At 71.1% G+C, this 19,723-nt stretch carries 21 protein-coding genes; 5 read left to right on the forward strand and 16 right to left on the reverse strand.

All coding sequences use genetic code 11. The features are described from left to right. The first annotated feature begins 6 nt into the window (after positions 1–6). The gene (locus ACIBKY_RS16580) at positions 7–1,212 is read left to right on the forward strand and encodes a hypothetical protein (RefSeq protein WP_397097508.1); all 1,206 of its coding nucleotides are present in this window, start codon (positions 7–9) and stop codon (positions 1,210–1,212) included. A gap of 527 nt (positions 1,213–1,739) precedes the next feature. Here ACIBKY_RS16580 and ACIBKY_RS16585 read toward each other — a convergent pair. The 6 genes from ACIBKY_RS16585 to ACIBKY_RS16610 form a co-directional block, all read right to left on the reverse strand. Beyond that, positions 1,740–2,762 (reverse strand): dihydrodipicolinate synthase family protein, encoded by a 1,023-nt coding sequence (locus ACIBKY_RS16585; protein ID WP_397097509.1) that lies wholly within the window; start codon positions 2,760–2,762, stop codon positions 1,740–1,742. Between the two features lie 65 nt (positions 2,763–2,827). Further along, positions 2,828–3,835: an NAD-dependent epimerase/dehydratase family protein gene (locus ACIBKY_RS16590; protein WP_397097510.1), complete on the reverse strand. Its 1,008-nt coding sequence runs from the start codon at positions 3,833–3,835 to the stop codon at positions 2,828–2,830. A 53-nt stretch (positions 3,836–3,888) separates the two neighbouring features. After that, positions 3,889–4,782, reverse strand: coding sequence for a Gfo/Idh/MocA family protein (locus tag ACIBKY_RS16595; protein ID WP_397097511.1), 894 nt, complete (start codon positions 4,780–4,782; stop codon positions 3,889–3,891). A 56-nt stretch (positions 4,783–4,838) separates the two neighbouring features. Continuing rightward, positions 4,839–6,650, reverse strand: coding sequence for a hydantoinase B/oxoprolinase family protein (locus tag ACIBKY_RS16600; protein ID WP_397097512.1), 1,812 nt, complete (start codon positions 6,648–6,650; stop codon positions 4,839–4,841). Between the two features lie 3 nt (positions 6,651–6,653). Next, on the reverse strand, positions 6,654–8,693 hold the full coding sequence (locus ACIBKY_RS16605; RefSeq protein WP_397097513.1) for a hydantoinase/oxoprolinase family protein: 2,040 nt from the start codon (positions 8,691–8,693) through the stop codon (positions 6,654–6,656). 42 nt (positions 8,694–8,735) lie between these two features. Next, positions 8,736–9,119, reverse strand: a complete 384-nt coding sequence (locus tag ACIBKY_RS16610; protein WP_397097514.1) for a hypothetical protein — start codon at positions 9,117–9,119, stop codon at positions 8,736–8,738. A 61-nt stretch (positions 9,120–9,180) separates the two neighbouring features. Here ACIBKY_RS16610 and ACIBKY_RS16615 point away from each other — a divergent pair, with 61 nt between their 5' ends. Next, positions 9,181–9,825, forward strand: coding sequence for a thymidine kinase (locus ACIBKY_RS16615; protein ID WP_397097515.1), 645 nt, complete (start codon positions 9,181–9,183; stop codon positions 9,823–9,825). Here ACIBKY_RS16615 and ACIBKY_RS16620 read toward each other — a convergent pair. Genes ACIBKY_RS16620 through ACIBKY_RS16630 form a run of 3 tightly spaced genes read right to left on the reverse strand, consistent with a single transcriptional unit; the run spans position 9,822 to position 12,147 of the window. Beyond that, entirely contained in the window at positions 9,822–10,490 is a 669-nt protein-coding gene (locus tag ACIBKY_RS16620; RefSeq protein WP_397097516.1) for a DsbA family protein, read from the reverse strand. The two genes, ACIBKY_RS16615 and ACIBKY_RS16620, sit on opposite strands and share 4 nt — an antisense overlap. Positions 10,491–10,536: 46 nt before the next feature. Beyond that, a complete protein-coding gene (locus tag ACIBKY_RS16625; RefSeq protein WP_397097517.1) occupies positions 10,537–11,433 on the reverse strand; it encodes a hypothetical protein in 897 nt (298 codons plus the stop codon). Between the two features lie 51 nt (positions 11,434–11,484). Continuing rightward, the gene (locus tag ACIBKY_RS16630) at positions 11,485–12,147 is read right to left on the reverse strand and encodes a carbon monoxide dehydrogenase subunit G (protein ID WP_397097518.1); all 663 of its coding nucleotides are present in this window, start codon (positions 12,145–12,147) and stop codon (positions 11,485–11,487) included. Between the two features lie 94 nt (positions 12,148–12,241). Between ACIBKY_RS16630 and ACIBKY_RS16635 the strand changes: the two genes are divergently transcribed. After that, on the forward strand, positions 12,242–13,078 hold the full coding sequence (locus tag ACIBKY_RS16635) for a polysaccharide deacetylase family protein (protein WP_397097519.1): 837 nt from the start codon (positions 12,242–12,244) through the stop codon (positions 13,076–13,078). On the opposite strand, the gene ACIBKY_RS16640 is transcribed toward ACIBKY_RS16635, so the two are convergent. Both ACIBKY_RS16640 and ACIBKY_RS16645 read right to left on the reverse strand, forming a co-directional pair. After that, on the reverse strand, positions 13,060–13,185 hold the full coding sequence (locus ACIBKY_RS16640; RefSeq protein WP_379613658.1) for a hypothetical protein: 126 nt from the start codon (positions 13,183–13,185) through the stop codon (positions 13,060–13,062). The genes ACIBKY_RS16635 and ACIBKY_RS16640 overlap by 19 nt on opposite strands. 11 nt (positions 13,186–13,196) lie before the next feature. Beyond that, complete coding sequence (locus tag ACIBKY_RS16645) at positions 13,197–13,442, reverse strand: hypothetical protein (protein ID WP_379635070.1); 246 nt, start codon at positions 13,440–13,442, stop codon at positions 13,197–13,199. 203 nt (positions 13,443–13,645) lie between these two features. Here ACIBKY_RS16645 and ACIBKY_RS16650 point away from each other — a divergent pair, with 203 nt between their 5' ends. Beyond that, positions 13,646–14,983 carry a cytochrome ubiquinol oxidase subunit I gene (locus ACIBKY_RS16650; protein ID WP_397097520.1) on the forward strand — a complete coding sequence of 446 codons (1,338 nt, stop codon included), beginning with the start codon at positions 13,646–13,648 and terminating at the stop codon, positions 14,981–14,983. A gap of 10 nt (positions 14,984–14,993) precedes the next feature. Beyond that, positions 14,994–15,887 carry a cytochrome d ubiquinol oxidase subunit II gene (gene cydB, locus ACIBKY_RS16655; RefSeq protein ID WP_397097521.1) on the forward strand — a complete coding sequence of 298 codons (894 nt, stop codon included), beginning with the start codon at positions 14,994–14,996 and terminating at the stop codon, positions 15,885–15,887. 6 nt (positions 15,888–15,893) lie between these two features. Here the strand turns inward: cydB and ACIBKY_RS16660 are convergent, their stop codons facing one another. Genes ACIBKY_RS16660 through ACIBKY_RS16680 form a run of 5 tightly spaced genes read right to left on the reverse strand, consistent with a single transcriptional unit; the run spans position 15,894 to position 19,683 of the window. Beyond that, positions 15,894–16,358 (reverse strand): hypothetical protein, encoded by a 465-nt coding sequence (locus ACIBKY_RS16660; RefSeq protein WP_397097522.1) that lies wholly within the window; start codon positions 16,356–16,358, stop codon positions 15,894–15,896. Between the two features lie 12 nt (positions 16,359–16,370). Continuing rightward, complete coding sequence (locus ACIBKY_RS16665; RefSeq protein WP_397097523.1) at positions 16,371–17,117, reverse strand: ABC transporter ATP-binding protein; 747 nt, start codon at positions 17,115–17,117, stop codon at positions 16,371–16,373. Further along, entirely contained in the window at positions 17,110–17,838 is a 729-nt protein-coding gene (locus tag ACIBKY_RS16670) for an ABC transporter ATP-binding protein (protein ID WP_397097524.1), read from the reverse strand. The genes ACIBKY_RS16665 and ACIBKY_RS16670 overlap by 8 nt, the downstream gene beginning before the upstream one ends. Continuing rightward, positions 17,835–18,821: a branched-chain amino acid ABC transporter permease gene (locus tag ACIBKY_RS16675; RefSeq protein ID WP_397097525.1), complete on the reverse strand. Its 987-nt coding sequence runs from the start codon at positions 18,819–18,821 to the stop codon at positions 17,835–17,837. Before ACIBKY_RS16675 ends, ACIBKY_RS16670 begins: the two co-directional genes overlap by 4 nt. Continuing rightward, a complete protein-coding gene (locus tag ACIBKY_RS16680) occupies positions 18,805–19,683 on the reverse strand; it encodes a branched-chain amino acid ABC transporter permease (RefSeq protein ID WP_379613674.1) in 879 nt (292 codons plus the stop codon). The genes ACIBKY_RS16675 and ACIBKY_RS16680 overlap by 17 nt, the downstream gene beginning before the upstream one ends. Positions 19,684–19,723: the final 40 nt, after the last annotated feature.

Consider the following 19,723-nt stretch of genomic DNA (forward strand, 5'->3'; position numbering starts at 1 on the left):
GCGAGGGTGGGTATCGTCATCGGGGTCGTCGGCCCGCATGATCTGGTCGACGACGTCGCGGCCACCTGCGAGGAGCAGCCCGGGGTGAGCGCGCTGCGGCTCGACTACGACCACGAGTCGCAGGCCCCCGCCATCGTCGAGGCCCACGCCAACGCCGTGGAGGGCTGGCTGTTCACCGGCATCGTCCCGTACATGCTGGCCCGCGACGCCGACATGCTCTCGCGGCCCGCCTCGTTCGTGGACTACTCCGGCGCCACGCTGCTCAGCGGCCTGGTACGGCTGCAGCACGAAGGCTACGACGTCACCCGGCTGTCCATCGACACGCTCGCGCCGGCCGACGTCACCGCCACGTTCACCGAGGCGGGGCTGCCCACCGACCAGCTGCGCACGCTCGGCTACCGGCCGGAGATGACCTCCAAGAAGGCCATCGCCTTCCACCGGCGCGGGCCCGGCCACCCGGTGATCACCTGCCTCAGCTCGGTGCACGAGGCACTGCGCGGGGAGATGCACGTGCTGCGGCTGGCGCCGTCGGTGCACTCGGTGCGGGTGGCGCTGCGCCAGCTCCTGCTGACCGCGGAAGGGCAGGCACAGGAGGACGCGCAGATCGCGCTCGGGCTCATCGAGGTGGACGGAGAGGACGGGCTGCTGCGCGAGGCCACCGCGCTCGGCGGCACGCTGGCCGGGTTCCGGGGCGGCACCCATCTGCTGGTGACCACCCGCGGCCCGCTGTACGACGCGACCGGCGGGTTCACCGGGCTGCCCATGCTCGGGCGGCTGGCGGCGGGCGGGCGGGCGGTGCGGGTCGGGTTCGGTCTCGGACGCAGCGCCGCCGAGGCGGAGAGCCTGGCGCGCCGGGCCCTCGCCCGCGCGCGGCGGATCGGGGACGTGGCGGCGGTGCTGTCGCTGCGGGCCGACACCGACATCGTGCTGGAGTCGGTGACCAGCACGCCGGCCGGTGAGCAGAACCTGTCCGTGCTGGCCCGGCGGGTCGGGCTGTCGGTGCCCACCCTGGAGCGGCTGCTGGAGGCGCGGGACGCCTCCGGGGGTGAGCCGCTGACCACGCGGGAGATCGCGGAGCGACTGGCCGTACAGCAGCGGACCGCCCGCAGGATGTTGCACCGGCTGGAGCTCGCGGGCCTGGCCGAACGCACCGGCAACCTCACCAGCGGCAGCAGCGGCCGCCCCCTCACCCTGTACCGCCTCACCCTCTAGCCCAGCCCGCGCCACCCCCAAGACCGTCAGCCCCTGGACTGTCAGACCCAGGCCGGTCAACCCCTCGACCGTCAGACCCAGGTCTGTCAGCCGTAGGTCGGTCAACCCACGGTCCATCCGCCTCGGGTCCTTCAACCCCTGGACCGTCAGACCGGAGACCGTCAACCCGAGGGCCGTCACCCCACAGACCGTCAGCCCGTGGGATGTCCGACCCAGGGACGTCACCCCACAGACCGTCAGCCCGTGGGATGTCCGACCCAGGGACGTCACCCCACAGACCGTCAGCCCGTGGGATGTCCGACCCAGGGCCGTCACCCCACAGACCGTCAGCCCGTGGGATGTCCGACCCAGGGCCGTCACCCCACAGACCGTCAGCCCGTGGGATGTCCGACCCAGGGACGTCAGCCCGCAGGCGGTCAACCCACAGCACATCAGACCTGGGGTGGTCAGACCTGGGGTGGAGGGTTGGGGGCGGGCGTGGTTGAGCCCCGGTGCCGGGATGCGGCGCCGGGGCTCGAAGTCGGGTTCTAGGAGAGCCACCGGTCCAGGCCCTCGGCCACGAACTCGTCGTCCCGCAGCCACGGATAGGCCGCCCACACCCGGTCGATCTCGGCGAGCTGTCCCGGCGACAGGTCCTCCTCCGGGTCCAGGCACCAGCGCCCCGCCAGCAGCCCCTGCCGCCGCAAAATCTCGTGGATGCCCGGAATGCACCCGTGGAACCCGTTCGCCGAGTCGAAGATGGCCGCGTTCGCGTCGGTCAGGTGGCCGTCGAGGCTCAGCAGGCGGCGTACCGTCTCGTCGTCACCGCCGCGCGCCCGCCGCGCCTCCTCCAGCAGGCCGACGGCCTTGCGCACCCACACCGCCCACTGCCCGAGCAGCCCGCCGACGAACTCCACCTCGACCTCGCGCCCGTCCACGATGACCCGGTGCGGGGTGATGAGGTCGGCCAGGATGTGGTCGTCGTTGCCGGTGTAGAGCGCCACTTCGTCGGAGCGCCCTGCCCTGACCACACCGTGCAACACGTCGAGGGTCCGATAGCGGTCGAAGGGCGCGACCTTGATCCCGACGACGGATTCGACGCCGGCCAGGCGGGTCCAGAAGTCCCTGGACAACGTCCGGCCGCCCACGGCGGGCTGCAGGTAGAAGCCGATCACCGGCAGCACCTCGCCGACCGCCCGCGCCCGCTCGATCAGCGCGTCCTCGTCCAGCTCGGCGTAGGGGCTGAGCAGGACCATGTGGTAGCCCAGCGTCCTGGCCAGCTCGGCCTCGGCCACGGCCTGCGCGGTCGGCCCGGTCGCGCCGGCGACCAGCACGACCTCGCGTCCCGCCTCGCGCGAGGTCTCCGCGGCCAGCTCCAGCACCGGCGCCAGCAGCGGCGTGCCGTGGATGGCGAACTGCGTGGTGTGCACGCCCACGGCCAGCCCGCCCGCGCCCGCGTCCACGTAGTAGCGGGTCAGCGCCCGCTGGCGGCGCTCGTCGAGCTTCCTGCCCGCGTCCAGCGCGAGCGGGTGCGCCGGAATGACCAGACCGCGCCTGAACAGGTCGCGCACGGACGTATGAGCGTCTGGAGCCGTGCTGAGCACGTGATTTCCCCCTTGGTCGAAGAGCATGCTGATCAGAACCGGCCGTCGCGCCGCTCGAACTTGGTCGGCTTGCCGAGCAGCGGCCCGCCGTCGGACACCCAGCGCGCCGTGTGCTCGATCAGCTCGGCCGGCGTCAGCTCCGGGTAGCCGAACAGGCGGTGGCACCTGCCCGCGTTCGACAGCAGCGCGGTGGGCGCCTCCTCGCCGACGAGGATCGGCTCCTTGCCGATCGCGCGGCCGAGGTCCCGCGCCGCCTGCCGCACCGAGATCAGCTCGGGTCCGGTCAGGTTCAGCAGGTACGGCGGAGCGTCCGCGTGCAGCAGCGCCCGGAGCGTCACCTCGTTGGCGTAGCCCTGCCAGACGACGTTGACCTGCCCGGTGGCCAGGTCGATGGGCTCACCGGCGACGATCTTCTGCGCCAGGTCGACCAGCACGCCGTACCGCATCTCGACCGCGTAGTTGAGCCGGATGAGGGCCAGGCGGGTGCCGTACTTCTCGCTGAAGTGCTCCATGACGCGCTCGCGGCCGAGGCAGCTCATCGCGTACTCGCCGACCGGGTCCGGCTTGGTCTCCTCGGTCGCGCCGCCGCTGGTGACGGGCGTGAGCGGGTAGACGTTGCCGGTGGAAAGGGCGGCGATCCTGCTGTGCCTGAACCGGTCGGCGACCCGGCCGGGCAGGTAGGAGTTGGTGAACCAGGTCGCGTGCTCGGCGCCCTGGGTGCCGAACTTGGCGCCGACCAGGAAGACCACGTTCTCGACGTCGGGCAGGTCGCGCAGCGCGGCCTCGTCGGCCACGTCGGCGCTGACCACGGTGGCGCCCTCCGAGGCCAGCGCGTCGGCCAGGCCGGGCTCGGAGAACCTGGACACCGCCACGACCCGCTTGCCGCCCCGCGTGGCGTTGAGCGCCAGCCTGACCAGGCTGGGGCCCAGCTTTCCGCCCGCACCCAGGATCATGATGTCGCCGTCGAGCCTGGCCAGGTCGTCGACGAGCCCCGCGCTCGGTCGCGCCAGCCGCTCTTCGAGCTCCGATACCGTCCGCACCCCGAACTCCTCTCATTTACGGTCCAGACCGTAACTATCGGAGTCTTAACCTGTCAATGGGTAGGGACCGCTTCGCGCGCCGAAATCAGCACTTCGAGGATGGCGCGGGTCTGCTCCCACGGCACCGGGCTGGGCGCGCCGGCGACCATGTCCAGGAACGCGTTGACCGTCCCCTCGTACCCGAGGCCCTTCAGATGGTCGTCGCCCGCCTCGATGGCGATCTCCCTGGAGCCGTCGCGCGTGTGCACGGTGACGGTGTACGCCTCGTCATCGGAGACCCCGATGATCTCCACGGTGCCGGTGATCCCGCTCCCCCAGCGCAGCGCCATCACACCGGTGTCCTCCGAGCGCAGGCCCTCGTAGTGGCGTACGGCACCGGCCGCGCCGGCCAGCCGTACGTCGGGACCGAGCAGCGCGACCAGCAGCTCCACCCCGTGCACGCCCATCGTCACCATGGTCCCGCCGCCCTGGCCGGGCGTGTCCTGCCACGGGTTGTAGCCCGTCGCCCAGATCCCCACGTCGTGCCGTACGGTGGCCCGCACCGCCAGCACCTCCGCCGGATCCACGCGCGCCCCCGCGAAGGCCGGGGCGAAGCGCAGCACCGACGTCGACAGCACGCGGTCGGTGATGTCCAGCCGGTCGAGGGCCTCCAGTTGCTCCCTGGAGGCGGCGGCCGGCTTGTTCATGAAGACCGGCGCCCCGGTCCGCAGCACCGCGCCGAGCGCCGCCGGCGCCTGCGGGTTCGGCACGGTGAGCACGACCCCGTCCGGCTCCGCGGCCAGCAGTTCCTCAAGGCCGCCCGCGACCTTGGCCCGCGGATGCTCCTCCACGAACCGCGCCAGGCGCTCCGGATCCTGCTCCCAGACGGTCAGCTCGGCATGGCGCGCCAGGGTCCTGGCGTCGGTGTACGGGTGACTGGTGGCCAGGCCGGCGAGTGCGATCCGCATGGTGATTCCTCCCCATCGTTTCCACGAATGGGGGAAATCATGGCACCTACCCTCGGTTACGGTTCGTCGACGTCCGGCGCCGGCCTGCCGCCCGACAGCCGCGCGTAGCCGGGCCCGCGGTCGAAGAAACGGCCGTTCGCCGGGCGCAGCCGGGCGCGCAGCTCCGCCGTCCCCTGCTCGTCGATGCGGTCGCCGTCGAGCACCACGCCGTAGTCGCCGAGCGCGCCCGCGATGGAGACCTTCCCGTCGCGCACGTCCGCGGCCACCGCACGGGGGTCGCGGTCATAGGGCGAGCCCCACCCGCCGCCGCCCGTGGTACGGATGCGGACGACCTCGCCGGCCTGCACCGGATGGTCGTCCACCAGCCCCTCCATCTCCTTGCCGCCGACCTCCACGCGGAACGGCCGCCCGGCCAGCCCCCCGTTGACGCCCCAGCAGGACAGGATCGAGCGGTCGGCGATCGACATGTAGGAGGCGTCGCGCAGCATCCTGATGTGCTTGTCGTAGCCGAGCCCGCCCCGGTACATGCCGGGCCCGCCCGAGTCGCACGCCAGCGCCAGCCGCTCCACCCGGAACGGCCAGCGCGCCTCGGCGAACTCCACCGGGATGTTGCGCGAGTCGGGCACCACGTGGATGGTGTCCTCGCCGTCGGCGTACCACCGCCCGCCGGAGCCGCCGCCGAGAACCTCCCGCATCAGGTACGGCCGGCCCTCCCCGTCGATCCCATGGACACCGGTGTAGCGGATCGTCTCCTGGTCGGCCGGCATCCTGCCCTGTGTGGCCTTGGCCAGCACCCCGGCCAGCACGCCCAGAAGCCGCAGGATGACGAACGTGCGGGCGTTGGTCGGCGCCGGGAAGACGGGCGTGAGCAGGGTGCCCTTGCCGGGGAAGCGCATCTCGATGAGCGGCACCACGCCCTCGTTGACGTCCAGCTCCGCCATGCGCTCCGGGGTGTCGGCCAGGTTGCGCAGGACCGGGGCCAGCCACTTCTTCAGGAACACCCCGTCGGCGTAGTCGCCGGCGTGGTTGATCGGGCCCTTGGCCTGCGGCGAGGTGCCGGTGAAGTCGATGGTCAGCGGCGCGGGCCTGGCGTGGTCGACGGTCAGCGTGACGCGCTGGGCGTGCAGGCGCGGCTCGTCGACGCCGTCGTGCTCGGCGTAGTCCTCCCAGACGTAGACGCCTTCGGGGATCTTGGCCAGCAGCTCGCGGCGGAAGGTCTCGGTGGTCTTGGAGATGATCGCGTCGAAGCACTCCTCGACGGCGGCCCTGCCGTACCTCTCGAAGAGCTCCGAGAGGCGGCGCGCGCCCATGAGGCAGGCCGAGCACTCGGCGTCCAGGTCGCCGGCGAGCGAGTCGGGCATGCGGGAGTTGCGGGTCATGATGCGCAGCGCGGCCTCGTTGGGCACGCCCTGGTCCCAGAGCTTGATCGGCGGCACCATCAGGCCCTCTTCGAAGACGCTGCGCGCGTGGGAGGGCATGCTGCCGGGCACGGAGCCGCCGATGTCGTCGTGGTGGCCGAAGGCCTGGACGAACGCGACGACCTCGCCCTCGTGGAAGACCGGGACGGTCACGCACAGGTCGGGCAGGTGGCCGATGCCGCCTTCGGAGAGGTAGACGTCGTTGTGGAAGTAGACGTCGCCCTCCTTCATCGTCTCGGCGGGGAAATCCCTGACGACCGGCTGGACGAGCGCGCTGTAGGAGCGGCCGGTGAGCTTCCTGAGCTTCACGTCGTGGATGCCGGCGCGGAAGTCGTGCGCGTCGCGGATCATCGGCGAGCGGGCCGTGCGCGCGATCGCGGTCTCGACCTCCCGCTCCACCGAGGCCAGCGTGCCTTCGACGATCTCGATGAGGATCGGGTCGGCGCTCATGGGTTACTCACCCTCCTCGTCGGCGGCGCGCGCGGGCTTGCCGGGGCGGACCACCAGGTTGCCGAAGGGGTCGACCTCGGCGTGGAAGCCGGGGTGGACGGGGATCGTGGAGCCGTACTCCTCGATGACCGCGGGGCCCTCGACCACGGCGCCGGGGGCCAGCCCCGCGCGCTGGTGGATGGGGGTCTCGGGGGTGGGGTGGTCGAAGTGCACCGCTCTGGTGTGCGGCTCGGTCCCGGGGAAGTCGCCTTCAAGGCGGCGGATGGCCGGGCGGGTGATGGGGCCGATGCCGGAGACGCGCAGGTTGACCCATTCGACCGTGTGCCGGGGGTCGTCGCGGTAGGCGTAGCCGTACAGCTTCTCGTGGGCGTCGTGGAAGCGCGCGGTCACCTCGGCGCGCCACCCCTCGTCCACCTCGCCCGGCGGGGCGGGAACCCGGACCTCGTAGGCCTGGCCGTAGTAGCGCAGGTCGGCGCTGCGCGCGTGGACGGGGTCGTCGAAACCTTCGCGGTCCAGTGCCTCGGCGGCCGTGGACTCCAGCTCGCCGAAGATCCGCGCGGCCGTCTCCAGGTCGAGCGAGCGCGTGACGTGCGTGCGGACGTAGTCGTTCTTGACGTCGACGGTGAGCAGGCCGAAGGCGGAGACGTTGCCGGGCCCCGGCGGTACGAGCACCGCGGGCAGGCCCAGGATGTCGATGAGGCGGCAGGCCAGCAGCGGGCCGGAGCCGCCGAACGTCACCAGCGGGAAGTCGCGCACGTCCAGGCCGCGCTTCACGGTCAGGCGCCGGATGGCGTTGCTCTGGTTGAAGGCGCTGATCTCCAGGATGCCGGTCGCGGTCCGCTCGGGGCTGAGGCCGAGCTTGTCGGCCAGGTCCTCGATGCCGGCGCGGGCGGCCGCCACGTCCAGCGGGATCTCGCCGCCGAGCAGGTGGGGCGGGATGCGGCCGAGGTAGACGTGCGCGTCGGTGACGGTGACCTCGGCGCCGCCCCTGCCGTAGCAGAGCGGGCCCGGGTCGGCTCCGGCCGAGCGCGGGCCGACCTTGAGCGTGCCTTCGGGCGAGATCCAGGCGACCGAGCCGCCGCCCGCGCCGACGGTAACGATGTCGATCATCGGGATCTTGCACGGGTAGCGGCCGATCGAACCCTCGGTGGTGGTCGAGGGCTCGCCGTCGATGACGACGGCGACGTCGGTGGAGGTGCCGCCGCCGTCCAGCGTGATGACCGACGGGTGACCCGCGGTGGAGGCGATCAGCGCGGCGCCGAGGGCGCCGGCGGCCGGTCCCGACAGCACCGTGGTGATCGGCTGGTTGACGACCTCGCGGGCCGACAGGATGCCGCCGTTGGACTTCATCACCGAGAACGGCATGCCGAGCCGGTCGGCGAGATTGGCGATGTAGCGCCGCATGGCGGGCTTGACCGCGGCGTCGACCAGGGTGGTGACGGAGCGCTCGTACTCGCGGTACTCCCGCAGCACGTCGCTGGAGATCGAGACCACCGCCTCGGGGTGCTCGCGCTCCAGCACCTCGCGCATGCGCCGCTCGTGCCCGGGGTTGGCGTAGGAGTGCAGGAAGCAGACGCCGATCGCGGTGATCCCCTTGGACCGGAACCAGCGCGCCACCTCGGCCGCCTGCTCCTCGGAGAACGGCCGCACCTCCTCGCCGAGGTGGTCCAGGCGCCCGCCGACGGTCTTCACCAGGTGCACGGGCACGATCCTGGGCGGCTTGACCCAGAAGTAGGAGTTGCCGTACCCGTCGGGCACGCTCTGCCGGGCGATCTCCAGGACGTACTCGAAGCCCTCGGTCGTGATGAAGCCCAGCTCGGAGATGCGGTCTTCGAGCAGCTGGTTGGTGGCCACGGTGGTGCCGTGGACGATCGAGCTGACGTCGAACTCGCCGAGCTTCTCGATGCCCGTGATGAACCCGTCGGCCGGATTGGCCGGGGTCGAGGGCGTCTTCGTGGTGACGACCTCACCGGTACGTTCGTCCACCGCCACGACGTCGGTGAACGTGCCGCCGGTGTCGACTCCGATACGCACGCTACGCATGCTTCATATGTGTACTGGGCTCGGATAACAGACGGATTGCCATCATGTACGGCGCCGGCCCAGAACTTCGTCAATAACACGTGGCGCGTTCTGCGTGCCCACGTAGGCGGCCAGCCGTACGACCATCTCCTGGGACTTCGACAGCTCGGCCTCGACGCGCGCCTTGCCCGACTGGCCGGCCTGCACGCCGAAGTAGGCGCCGATGATCGTGCCGACCACTCCGGCCACGCCCGCGAACAGCGCGGCGAACTCCCTGGTGGCGAAGACCGCCGCCCCGAAGGCGACGAGGACCGCGACGATGCCGGTCACCACCACGAAGAACCCGTAGCGCCAGCGGGCGGCGTCCGCCTGGGCGGCGGTGAGGTCGTCGGGACTCATCATGGCGTCCAGCGCGGGCGGCTTTTCTGCGGGCTTCTCTGTGACCAAGGCGTCCTCCTGAGGCTCGTGGGACAAATCTCCCATAAGCCAACCACTAAGGTGGCACTCCGTGACCGAATCGTCTGCTCTGTCTGCCGCGCCCTCCGCCGCCGGCCGTGATGCCGTGCTGAAGTTCTACTTCGGGCCCATGGACTGCGGGAAGTCCACGCTCGCCCTGCAGCTGAACTACAACCACGGCAGGCAGGGGCGGCGCGGACTCGTGCTCACCAAGCACGACCGCTCCGGCGGTCCCAAGGTGACCAGCAGGATCGGGCTCGGGCTTGAGGCCATCGAGGTCGAGGACGGCCTCGACCTGGTCGCCCTGGTCACCGCGCACGACCGCATCGACTACCTCATCTGCGACGAGGCGTGCTTCTACTCCGTCGAGCAGATCGAGCAGCTGGCCGACCTCGTGGACGAGCACCGCGTCGACGTGTACGCCTTCGGCCTGGCCTCCGACTTCCGGTCGGTGATGTTCCCCGCGGCGCAGCGGTTGTTCGAGCTGGCCGACGAGGTGAGCAGGCTGCAGGTGGAGGTGCTGTGCTGGTGCGGGCGTCCGGGCCAGCTCAACGCCCGGGTGGTGGGCGGCGTGATGGCGCGCACCGGCGAGCAGGTCGTCATCGGCGACACGAACGCCTCACCGGTCCGCTACCAGGTGCTGTGCCGCCGCCACCACCGCGCGGGCGACCTGGGCGAGCCGCTGCGGGGCCTCTAGACCGCGCAGCTGTCGTCGGCGCAGCCGTCGGCGGGCGCGGCCAGCACCGTGATGGGCTTCTGCCCCGTCCGCTCGGCCACTTCCTCCAGCGCCGCGACGAACGTCTCGTACGGCTGCGCGCCCGAGACCGCGAACTGCCCCTCGAACAGGAACAGCGGCACCCCGCTTATCCCGAGCTGCCGGGCCCGCGCGAGCTGCTCGTCCACCTCGGCCGAGCCGTCGCCGTCGTCGGTGACGCCCGCCTCGGCGGCCAGCTTGGCCAGCACGCCGGTGTCGCCGACGTCGAGCCCGTCGGTGAAGTGGGCCTGGAACAACCGCTGCGCCATCTCCTCGCCCCGGCCCTGGGCGGTGGCGACCTGGATGAGGCGGTGCGCCTGGGCGGTGTTGGCGCTGACGGCGTGCTCGAAGCGGAGCTCCAGCCCCTCCTGCTCGGCCACGCCGGTGACCTGGGAGGTCATCTGGGCGATGTCCGGGCCGAACTTGCGCTCCAGCGCGGTGAGCAGCGGCTCGCCCTCGGCGGGCGCGTCCGGGTTCAGCTGGAAGGGGCGCATGGTGATCTCGACGGTGCCGCCCTTGGCGCGGTAGGCCTCGGCGGCGCGGGCGAAGCGGGTGTGCCCGATGTAGCACCAGGGGCAGACGATGTCGGAGAAAATCTCAACTTTCACGTACGTGGACAACCAGCCGCACCCGTCCCCGCATTCCGGGGCGGCCTTATCCGGCGGCCAGCTCGTCCAGCCGGTACGGCAGGTAGCCCGAGTCGTCCACCAGCGCGGAGGCCCCGCGCCACCAGCCGAACCACTCGGCCGAGCGCCACATCCAGTCGACCCGCTCGATCGCGGCCACCACGTCCCCGACCGTCTCCCACGCCGGTCCGAGAAGGTCCTGGCCGACGCCGTGGCGCAGCGCCCAGGCCCGCAAAATGCCCACGGCCCGCTGGTCGACCTTCCTGGCGTACGGGTCGGGTGAGTCGCCGGGCAGGTGGTGCGGGCCGAGGCCGGCGGCCACGCCCCAGCTCCACTGCGCCTCCGCCGGGCGCGAGTAGCGCAGCGAGTGGAAGTCCAGGTTGGAGCCCAGGTCGTCGTCGGGGCGCCGGGTCACCACCGCGTCCAGGCGGCCACCGGCGTCGAAGTGCACCACGAGCCGCTGACCGGGCTTCACGCCGTCGGGCAGGTCGAAGCGGTCCTCGGCCTGCCAGGAGTTGAGGTCGACCTGGGCGACGGGCCGGCCCCACAACTGGTCGGCGGCGTCGTCGGCGATCCACGCGCCGAGCATCTCCAGGGCCGTGAGATCGGTCCACGGCTCGATGGCGACGGCGGTGCGCAGCACCTCGTCGGGCGCGGGCAGCTTGCCGCCCCTGGTCTGCGACCACCACGCCTCGCCGAGCTCCCTGGTGCCGACCAGGAGCGCGGCGATCGCGGCCAGCTCCGCCGAGCGGCGGGTCAGCGACGCGCCGAGGGCCAGGTCGAGGCAGCGGGAAGTGCGCTCGTGACCGAGTACCGGGGTCGCGTCGCCGATGAGCAGTTCGGCGGTGGGCCGGTCCTCGCCGAGCAGGTTGCGGACGACTCGCCTGGCCTCGGTCCTGGCGTCTTCAGCATGTGCCTGGCGCATACTTGCAACGCTACGCCCGGAGATCCTTTTCCGCTACGCCGGGCCCGGCCGTTACGGCGGGCCGGGGCGGCGGCGGGTGGTCCGGCCCAGGAGCCAGCCGAGCGCGACGCCGGTCAGGGCGATGCCGGCGCCCATGCCGAACGAGGCCAGCATGACCCAGGGGCGGGTCTGCGTGTGCTCCTTGGCCGGCCGTTCGTAGACCTGAGGAGCGGCGGGCACGAGGGCCGCCGCCGGTTCGCCCGGCGACGCCGGCACGACGGACGCGGCGGGCGCGGGGCCTTCGCGCAGGTGGGTCTCCACGGCCGTGAAGAACTCCCCCGCCGTCCGCTTGGCCACCGATCCGAGCATGCGCTGCCCGACCCCGCCGATCATGCCGCCGACCACGGCCTCGGCGTCGTAGTCGACCCGGGTGCCGTCATCGACCTCGCTCAGCCGGACGTGGACGGTGGCCTCCACCGTGCCGGGCGCGCCCTGCCCCCGGGCCCGCAGCACGAAGCTCTCGGGCGCGAGCGGCTCCGAAAGCCCCACTTCGCCGTGGTACACGCCTTTGATGGCGGCCACGCCAGCGGTGACCGTCATGCGGTAGGTGTCCGGCCCGCTCTCCTCCAGGCGCTCACAGCCCGGGATGGTGCGTACCAGCACCGCCGGATCCTGGAGCGCCGCCCACACACGATCTCTCTCGATGCCGATCACGGCACTGCCTGCGAGCTTCACACGGCCACTCTAGGCACATGACACCCGCCGCCCGCATGGCAACTCCCGCCGAGAACCGCGGGAAGTCCTCGTCGAGCTGGCATGATGGGGCGCCATGGCCAGGGGGATCTTCGGGGGGCCGCGCCGTGCGTGCGCGGCGGGGATGGTGGCGCTGTCGGCGATGACCGCGGCCTGTACGGCGGGGCAGGCCCAACCGGCCGCCAAACCTCCGCCGGAGGAGGCCTCACCCGCGCCGCGCCCCCGGGAACCCGCGGGCGTGAAACCCCGTCCGGGCGAGGTACGCAAGATCGCCGGCCCGCGTCCGAGGGTGATCAGCTCGATCCCCACCCGGCGCAAGGTGGTCTTCCTGACCATCGACGACGGCTGGGAGCAGGACCCGGGCTTCATCAGGCAGGTACGCGAGGAACGCATCCCGATCACCGCCTTCGCCATGCGCGACGCGGTCGAGGCCAAGGGCACGCCCGACCCGGCGGGCGGCACGGGCCGTTTCGTCGGCGCGGGCAAGTGGGGGTACTTCCAGGAGCTGCGCGAGGCCGGGGTCGCGGTGGAGAATCACACGCTCACCCATCCCAACCTGCTCCTGCTGGGCCGTGACGCCCAGCGCGCGGAGATCTGCGGCGCCTCCCGGCTGATCGGCAAGCGGATCGGCGCCCGTCCGGCGTTGTTCCGGCCCCCGTTCGGCAACTACAACGCCGACACCCTGGCCGCGGCGAAGTCCTGCGGCATCAGGGACGTTCTGTTGTGGACCGCCAGCGTGCAGCCGGGCGGCAAGATCGCTTACCAGGTTCCCGACAAGAGGCTGCGCCCCGGTGACATCCTCTTGCTGCATTTCCGTCCCAACCTGGCGAGGGACTTCCGCATCCTGATCGACAAGATCAAGCGGCGGGGTTACGAGCTGGGCGACCTTCAGGCCTATCTGGCCGCGACCTGACGCCTGACCAGGACGGCGCGGCGCCGGCGATGACGGTGCCGCCGCTCTTCCTCCGGCGGCGCCTCCCACAGCGGCGGTGCGATGATCTCGCGGAACAAGGGATGCATGACGGTCCTCCTCAGGCCGCGAGCCGGTAGGCGGGGTAGGCGGCGGTGACCGCGCCGAGCGCCCAGCGCATGCGGGCGGCGAACGCGTCGGGGTGGTCGCCGGCCTCCTGCGCCACGTAGGCGGCGCACCCGGAGGTGTCTCCGCCGCAGGCGCAGAGGCGGTCGTCGATCACGGTGCGCACGCGGTCGGAGGTCAGGATGTCGGAGGGCTGCAGGGCTGAGGTGAAGAGCACCTGGGCCAGCTCGATGGTGGTCATCTCCCGTGCCTTTCTCTGAGTCTGTGCCTATTTAGACCCCGGCCCGCACGGGAAGTCATCGCACTTTTCCACGTTCGGCGGACAAGTTTTTTCCGGCTGTGACAAAGATCGCAGAGCTCGCCGCCCCGTTGCTCTACAGCTTGTAGTACTACTTCTAGTAGATGCACTACAGGCCGTAGAGCTCAGGGACCCGTGAGGGACAGATGGACGCACTTGACCTGGCACGGTGGCAGTTCGGAATCACCACCGTCTACCACTTTCTTTTCGTACCGCTGACGATCGGCCTGGGCATCTTCGTGGCCGGGCTGCAGACCGCCTGGCACCGCACGGGCAAGGAGCACTACCTGCGGCTGACGAAGTTCTTCGGGAAGCTCTTCCTGATCAACTTCGCGATGGGCGTCGTGACCGGCATCGTGCAGGAGTTCCAGTTCGGGATGAACTGGAGTGAGTACTCCGTGTTCGTCGGCGACGTCTTCGGGGCGCCGCTGGCCATGGAGGCGTTGCTGGCCTTCTTCATGGAGTCCACGTTCCTCGGCCTGTGGATCTTCGGCTGGGACCGGCTGCCGAAGAAGGTGCACCTGGCCACGATCTGGGCCGCGGCCATCGGCTCGAACCTGTCGGCGTACTTCATCCTGGCCGCCAACGCCTGGATGAAGCACCCGGTCGGCTACACCGTCGAGAACGGCAGGGCCAGGATGACCGATCTGTGGGCCGTGCTGACCAACTCCACCGCCGTGGCCCAGGTGCCGCACGTGATCGCCTCGGCGTTCATCGTGGCGGGCGGCTTCATCCTGGCCGTCTGCGGCTACCGCTGGCTGAAGGACCGCGACGACATGTGGCGCGGCACCGCCCGCGCGGCCCTGCTGATGACCGCCGTCGCCGGAGTCGTCGTCGCGGGCACCGGCGACATGTCGGCCAGGCTCCTGCACGAGCAGCAGCCGATGAAGCTGGCCGCCGCCGAAGGGCTCAGGCACGACACCGCGGGCGCGCCGTTCTCGATCGTGCCGGGACTCGAGGTGCCGAAGGTGCTCAGCTTCCTGTCCACCCACGACCCCGACGCGGTGATCGCCGGCACCGAGGACCTGCAGAAGCGCTTCGAGCGGCAGTTCGGCCCGGGCGACTACCGGCCGAACCCCGAGGTGGTCTTCTGGTCGTTCCGCGTGATGCTCGTCTTCGGGCTCGGCACGGTCGCTCTGTCGGTGCTGGGGCTGTGGCTGACCCGCAGGAAGCGGCCGCTACCGGACTGGCTGGCCAAGGTGCTGGTGCTGGCGCTGCCTCTGCCGTTCCTCGCGGTGATCGCCGGGTGGCTGCTCAGCGAGGTGGGCCGCCAGCCCTGGACGGTCGCCGGCGAACTGCTCACCGCCTCCAGCGTCTCGCCCGGCGTGAGCCTCGCCGAGGTGGCCACGACCCTCGTGATCTTCACTCTGCTGTACGGCGGGCTCGCGGTGGCGGAAGCCGTACTCCTGACCAGGCATGTGCGCAAGGGGCTCGACGAGCCCGCGAGCGTCGCCGCCCAGCCCGAACCGGCGCTGGCGTACTGAGGAGCTGACCGTGATCGATCTGTGGTTCGTGATCATCGCCTTCCTGTGGACCGGCTACTTCGTGCTGGAGGGCTTCGACTTCGGGGTCGGGATGCTGGCGCCGTTCGTCTCGCGCGGCGCCGGCGAGCAGCGGCAGGCGCTGCAGACGATCGGCCCGGTCTGGGACGGCAACGAGGTCTGGCTGATCACCGCGGTGGGCGCGATGTTCGCCGCCTTCCCGGCCTGGTACGCGGGGATGTTCAGCTCGTTCTACCTGCCGGTCGCGCTCGTGCTGGTCGGGCTGATCGTGCGCGGGGTCGGGCTGGAGTGGCGCGGCAAGGTGACCAACACGTTCTGGTGCGATGCGGGCATCGTGGCCGGGAGCGCGCTGCCCGCGTTCCTGTGGGGGGCGGTCTTCGCCGACATGCTGTTCGCCGACGGGCTCGCGGCGCTGCTCGGCGGGGTGTTCTCGCTGGCGGCGAGCGTGTTGCACGGCGCGGTGTTCCTCGCGCTCAGGACCGAGGGGCCGCTGCGGCGGCGGGCGCGGACGGCGGCGCTGGCCGCCTCGGGGCTCGCGGTGCCGGTGGGCGTCCTGGCGCTGTCGCGGCTGGGCGCCGGCACGGCCGGCACGGTCGCGGCGCTGGCCGCCGCCACCGCCCTGGCCGGGGCGGCGGCGCTGATCTGGCGGCGGCGCGAGGGCTGGGCCTTCGCCGCCACCGCCGGGGCGATCGTGCTGGCCTCGGTCGCGGTCTTCCTGCGGCTCGCGCCGATGCCCCTGCCGGGGCTGACGCTGGCCGAGGCGGCCTCGGGGCCGTACACGCTGACGATGCTGAGCTGGATCGGGCTGATCACGCTGCCGTTCGTGCTGCTCTACCAGGGCTGGACGTACTGGGTGTTCAGGAAGCGGGTCCTGGTGCCCGCCTGAGCGCGGTCAGGTGGGGTGCGGCTCGTCGAGCTCCGGAGGGATCGACTCCTCCGGAGGCACGAGCCCCTCACCGCCCATCTCGCGGGGCAGCACCGAGAAGAACCCGCCGTAGGCGATCACCGCGACGGCGCCGCTGACCAGCACGACCAGTCCGGCGATCCACGACATGTGCCAGAAGGCCGCCACGACCCCGATGCAGGAGGTCAGCGGCGCGATTCCCTTGGCGAAGTTGAGCAGCGGCGTCCTGCCCATGAACTGGTGGGTCTTGCGGAGCTGGTTGATCATCGTCAGCACGGCCAGCAGCGGGATCGACACCGAGAAGGACAGCACGCAGACGAGGGCCGCGACGTCGAGCTCGGCCACGGTCAGGAACGGCTGGACCAGGACGATGCCGATGGCGATGAACCCGGCATAGATGAGATTGTCCTGGTCAAGCCAGCTTTCTTTGCGTTTCCAGTCCTTTGGAGACATTCGCACATCTTGTCATGCTTGGGGGCCATTTCGGGCGGCTGCTCCGCCCAGGTAGAGGGCGCCCAGCCGGGGGTCGGCGGCCAGTTCGCGGGCCGGGCCGGAGATGTGCACGGCGCCCAGGTCGAGGACGCAGCCCACGTCGGCCATCTCCAGCGCGCGGCGGGCGTTCTGCTCCACCAGCAGCACCGCCACCCCGGCCCGGCGCATCAGGTCGATCTGGTCGAAGACGGTCTGCGTGGTCTTGGGGTCCAGGCCCATGGACGGCTCGTCCAGCAGGACCACCTTGGGCTCCAGCATCAGCGCGCGGGCGAACTCCACCTGCTTCTGCTGCCCGCCCGACAGCAGGCCGGCGATGCCGCCCCACCGCTCGGCCACGATCGGGAACAGTTCCTTCACCGCCTCCTCGCGCTCGCGCAGGCGCGCCTTGTCGCGCACGGTGTAGCCGCCCAGCCGGACGTTCTCCGCGACCGTCATCTCGCGGAAGACGCTGTGGCCCTGCGGCACGTGCGACAGGCCGCGGTCGAGCAGCGCCTGCGGCGAACGTCCCGTCACGTCCTCGCCGGCCAGCACGACGCTGCCGGAGCGGGGGGCGAGCAGGCCGCTGGCGACCCTGAGCACGGTCGACTTGCCCGCGCCGTTCGGGCCGACCAGGCAGACGACCTGGCCCGCCTCGACCATGACCGACAGGCCGCGCAGGACCAGGGCGGCCCTGCCGTACCCCGCGGTGATGTCCTTGAGTGACAGGAGCGGCTCAGACACCTAGGTACGCCTCCAGCACGCGCGGGTCGCTCTGGACCGTCTCGGGAGTTCCTTCGCAGATCGGGGCGCCGCGGTCGAAGACCACCACGTGATCGCACATGCCCATGACCACATCCATGTTGTGCTCGACGACCAGGAACGTCCTGCCCTCGGCGTTGAGATCGCGCACCAGCGTGACGATCCGGTCGATCAGCGCCGGGTTGACGCCGCCCGCCGGCTCGTCCAGCAGCACCAGGCCGGGGTCGCCCATGAAGATCGCGGCCAGTTCGAGGAGCTTCTGCTGGCCGTACGACAGGTGCCGCGCCTCGGCGTGTTCCAGGTGCTCGATGCCCATCCTGCGCAGCCAGTGGCGGGCCCGCTCGACCTCGGCCGTGTTCCTGCTGCCCGCGAGCAGTTCGCGCAGGCGGGTGCGGCGGACGGCGACGAGCATGTTCTCCAGCACCGTCATGCGCGGGAACACCCGGCACAGCTGGAACGTGCGCCCCAGCCCCGCGTGCGCGATGCGGTGCGGCGACCAGGCGGTGATCTCCCTGCCCTTGTAGAGCACCCTGCCCGCGTCCGGCCGGATCAGGCCCGTGACCAGGTTGAAGAACGTCGTCTTGCCGGAGCCGTTCGGGCCGATGAGGCCGTTGATCGCGCCCTCGCGGATCTCCACGCTGGCCCCGTCCACCGCCGTGACCCCGCCGAACGCCTTCGCCAGACCCTCGGTTCTGAGGCTCATCCCTTGACCTCCTGAAGGCGTTGCTCGGCGGTGTCCTCCCTGATCGAGGCGCCCTTCGGCCGGCCGATCAGCCTCGGCACGATGCCCTCGGGCATGAACAGCACCACCAGCACCAGCAGCACGCCGGTCGCGGTCAGGTGGATCTGCGACTCGCCGAGCGCGATGAGGAAGTACTCCCCCGCCGGGGCGATGATCAGCGCGCCCAGCAGCGGGCCGAACAGGTGGCGTACCCCGCCCAGCAGGCTCATCAGCACCATGTAGACGCCGCTGACGATGGAGAAGACGAAGATCGGGTCGAGCGAGCGGAACCAGACCGCGTACAGGCCGCCCGCCAGCGCCACGAACAACGCCGACACCGCGAACGCCGCCACCTTGAACGCCGCCGTCGGCACGCCCAGCATCTCGGCCTTGTCCTCGTCCTCCCTGATCGCCTTCAGCCCGCCGCCGAAGCGCGAGCGCGAGATGAACCACCAGGTCAGCAGCACCAGCGCGAGCAGCGCCAGGAACAGGTAGAAGAACACCATGTGCGTCTGGCCCCTGCTCAGGTCGAACGGCGCCGGCACCTGCAGGCCCGTGGCGCCGCCGGTCAGCGAGCGCCAGCCCTGCACCAGCAGGTTCATCACCGACACCAGCGCGATCGACACGATCACGAACGACGCCCCGCGCACCCGGACCGCCGCCACCCCGATGACCGCCGCGGCCACCGTGACCAGAACCGCCGAGACCAGCAGTGCCAGGACCCACGGCATGCCCGCCCGGGTGATCAGCAGGCCGGTGCCGTAGGCGCCCAGCCCGAAGAAGGCCGAATGGCCCAGCGAGACGTAGCCGGTGAAGCCGCCCAGGATGTTCCACGAGGTGGCCATGGCGGCGTACATGACCGTCAGGACTCCGGCGTAGACCAGGTAGTAGTTCGGGACCAGCCAGGGGTAGGCGAGGGCGCCGGCCGTACCGGCGAGGAGGAGGAGCTTAGAAACGGTGCGCAAGCCGGCCTCCGAAGAACCCCTGCGGGCGCAGCAGCAGCGTCAGGAACAGGAAGGCGTAGAACATGAGCGTGGCCCAGGTCGCGTCGACCGTCACCAGCACCAGGCCCTCCACCACACCCAGCAGCACGGCCGCCAGCGCCGCGCCCACCACGCTGCCCAGGCCGCCGACCACGATGATCGCCATGAGCTTGCCGATCCAGGCCCAGTGCGAGGCCGGGAAGAACGGCGTGATCAACGCCAGCACCCCGCCCCCGACGGCCGCCGTCGCCAGCCCCACGCCGAACCCGTACCCGGTGACCCGATCCGTCCTGATCCCCACCAGCCGCGCGGCTTCCCGATGCTGAATCGTCGCCCGCAACGCCTGCCCGAACCGGCTCTTCACCAGCACCCCGAACAACACCGCCAGCGTCAGCCCCGCCACCCCAAAAGCAATGATCTTGTCGTACGGCAGGCTGACCGCCCCGATCGTCAGGCTCTTCGTGTCATAGCCGACGGTGACCGACTTGTAGGAGCCCGTGTAGATCGTGCCCAGGAGTCCCTCGATCGTCAGCGCCAGGCCGAACGTCAGCAGGACCGACATCATCTGCACCTGATCGGAGGCCAGCCGGGCCAGCAGGAGGCGCTGGACCAGCACACCCAGCACGAAGAAGACCGGGACGGTGAGGGGGATGGTGAGCAACGGGTCCATGCCCAGGGCCGTGTGGAGGGTGTAGGTGAGGTAGGCGGCCAGGAAGAGGAAGGCGGGGTGGGCGACCATGACGACCCGCATGACCCCGAAGTACAGGGAGAGGCCGGAGGCGAGCAAGGCGTAGAGCCCACCCGTCAAGATCCCCAGCCCTAACCCCTGCAAAAGCAACGTCACACCACCCACCTCCCCCGCCAACCCCTGAACCCCACACCTC

Origin of the sequence: Nonomuraea sp. NPDC050394, from assembly GCF_044459065.1 — a bacterium.
Classification (GTDB): Bacteria; Actinomycetota; Actinomycetes; order Streptosporangiales; family Streptosporangiaceae; genus Nonomuraea.

Coding starts and splice junctions, on each gene's coding strand:
- ACIBKY_RS16645 (WP_379635070.1), bottom strand. CDS start 13,442: ATGACCACCATCGAGCTGGCCCAGGTGCTCTTCACCTCAGCCCTGCAG.
- ACIBKY_RS16670 (WP_397097524.1), bottom strand. CDS start 17,838: ATGAGCCTCAGAACCGAGGGTCTGGCGAAGGCGTTCGGCGGGGTCACG.
- ACIBKY_RS16625 (WP_397097517.1), bottom strand. CDS start 11,433: ATGCGCCAGGCACATGCTGAAGACGCCAGGACCGAGGCCAGGCGAGTC.
- ACIBKY_RS16595 (WP_397097511.1), bottom strand. CDS start 4,782: ATGCGGATCGCACTCGCCGGCCTGGCCACCAGTCACCCGTACACCGAC.
- ACIBKY_RS16650 (WP_397097520.1), top strand. CDS start 13,646: ATGGACGCACTTGACCTGGCACGGTGGCAGTTCGGAATCACCACCGTC.
- ACIBKY_RS16640 (WP_379613658.1), bottom strand. CDS start 13,185: ATGCATCCCTTGTTCCGCGAGATCATCGCACCGCCGCTGTGGGAGGCG.
- ACIBKY_RS16660 (WP_397097522.1), bottom strand. CDS start 16,358: ATGTCTCCAAAGGACTGGAAACGCAAAGAAAGCTGGCTTGACCAGGAC.
- ACIBKY_RS16635 (WP_397097519.1), top strand. CDS start 12,242: ATGGCCAGGGGGATCTTCGGGGGGCCGCGCCGTGCGTGCGCGGCGGGG.
- ACIBKY_RS16600 (WP_397097512.1), bottom strand. CDS start 6,650: ATGAGCGCCGACCCGATCCTCATCGAGATCGTCGAAGGCACGCTGGCC.
- ACIBKY_RS16605 (WP_397097513.1), bottom strand. CDS start 8,693: ATGCGTAGCGTGCGTATCGGAGTCGACACCGGCGGCACGTTCACCGAC.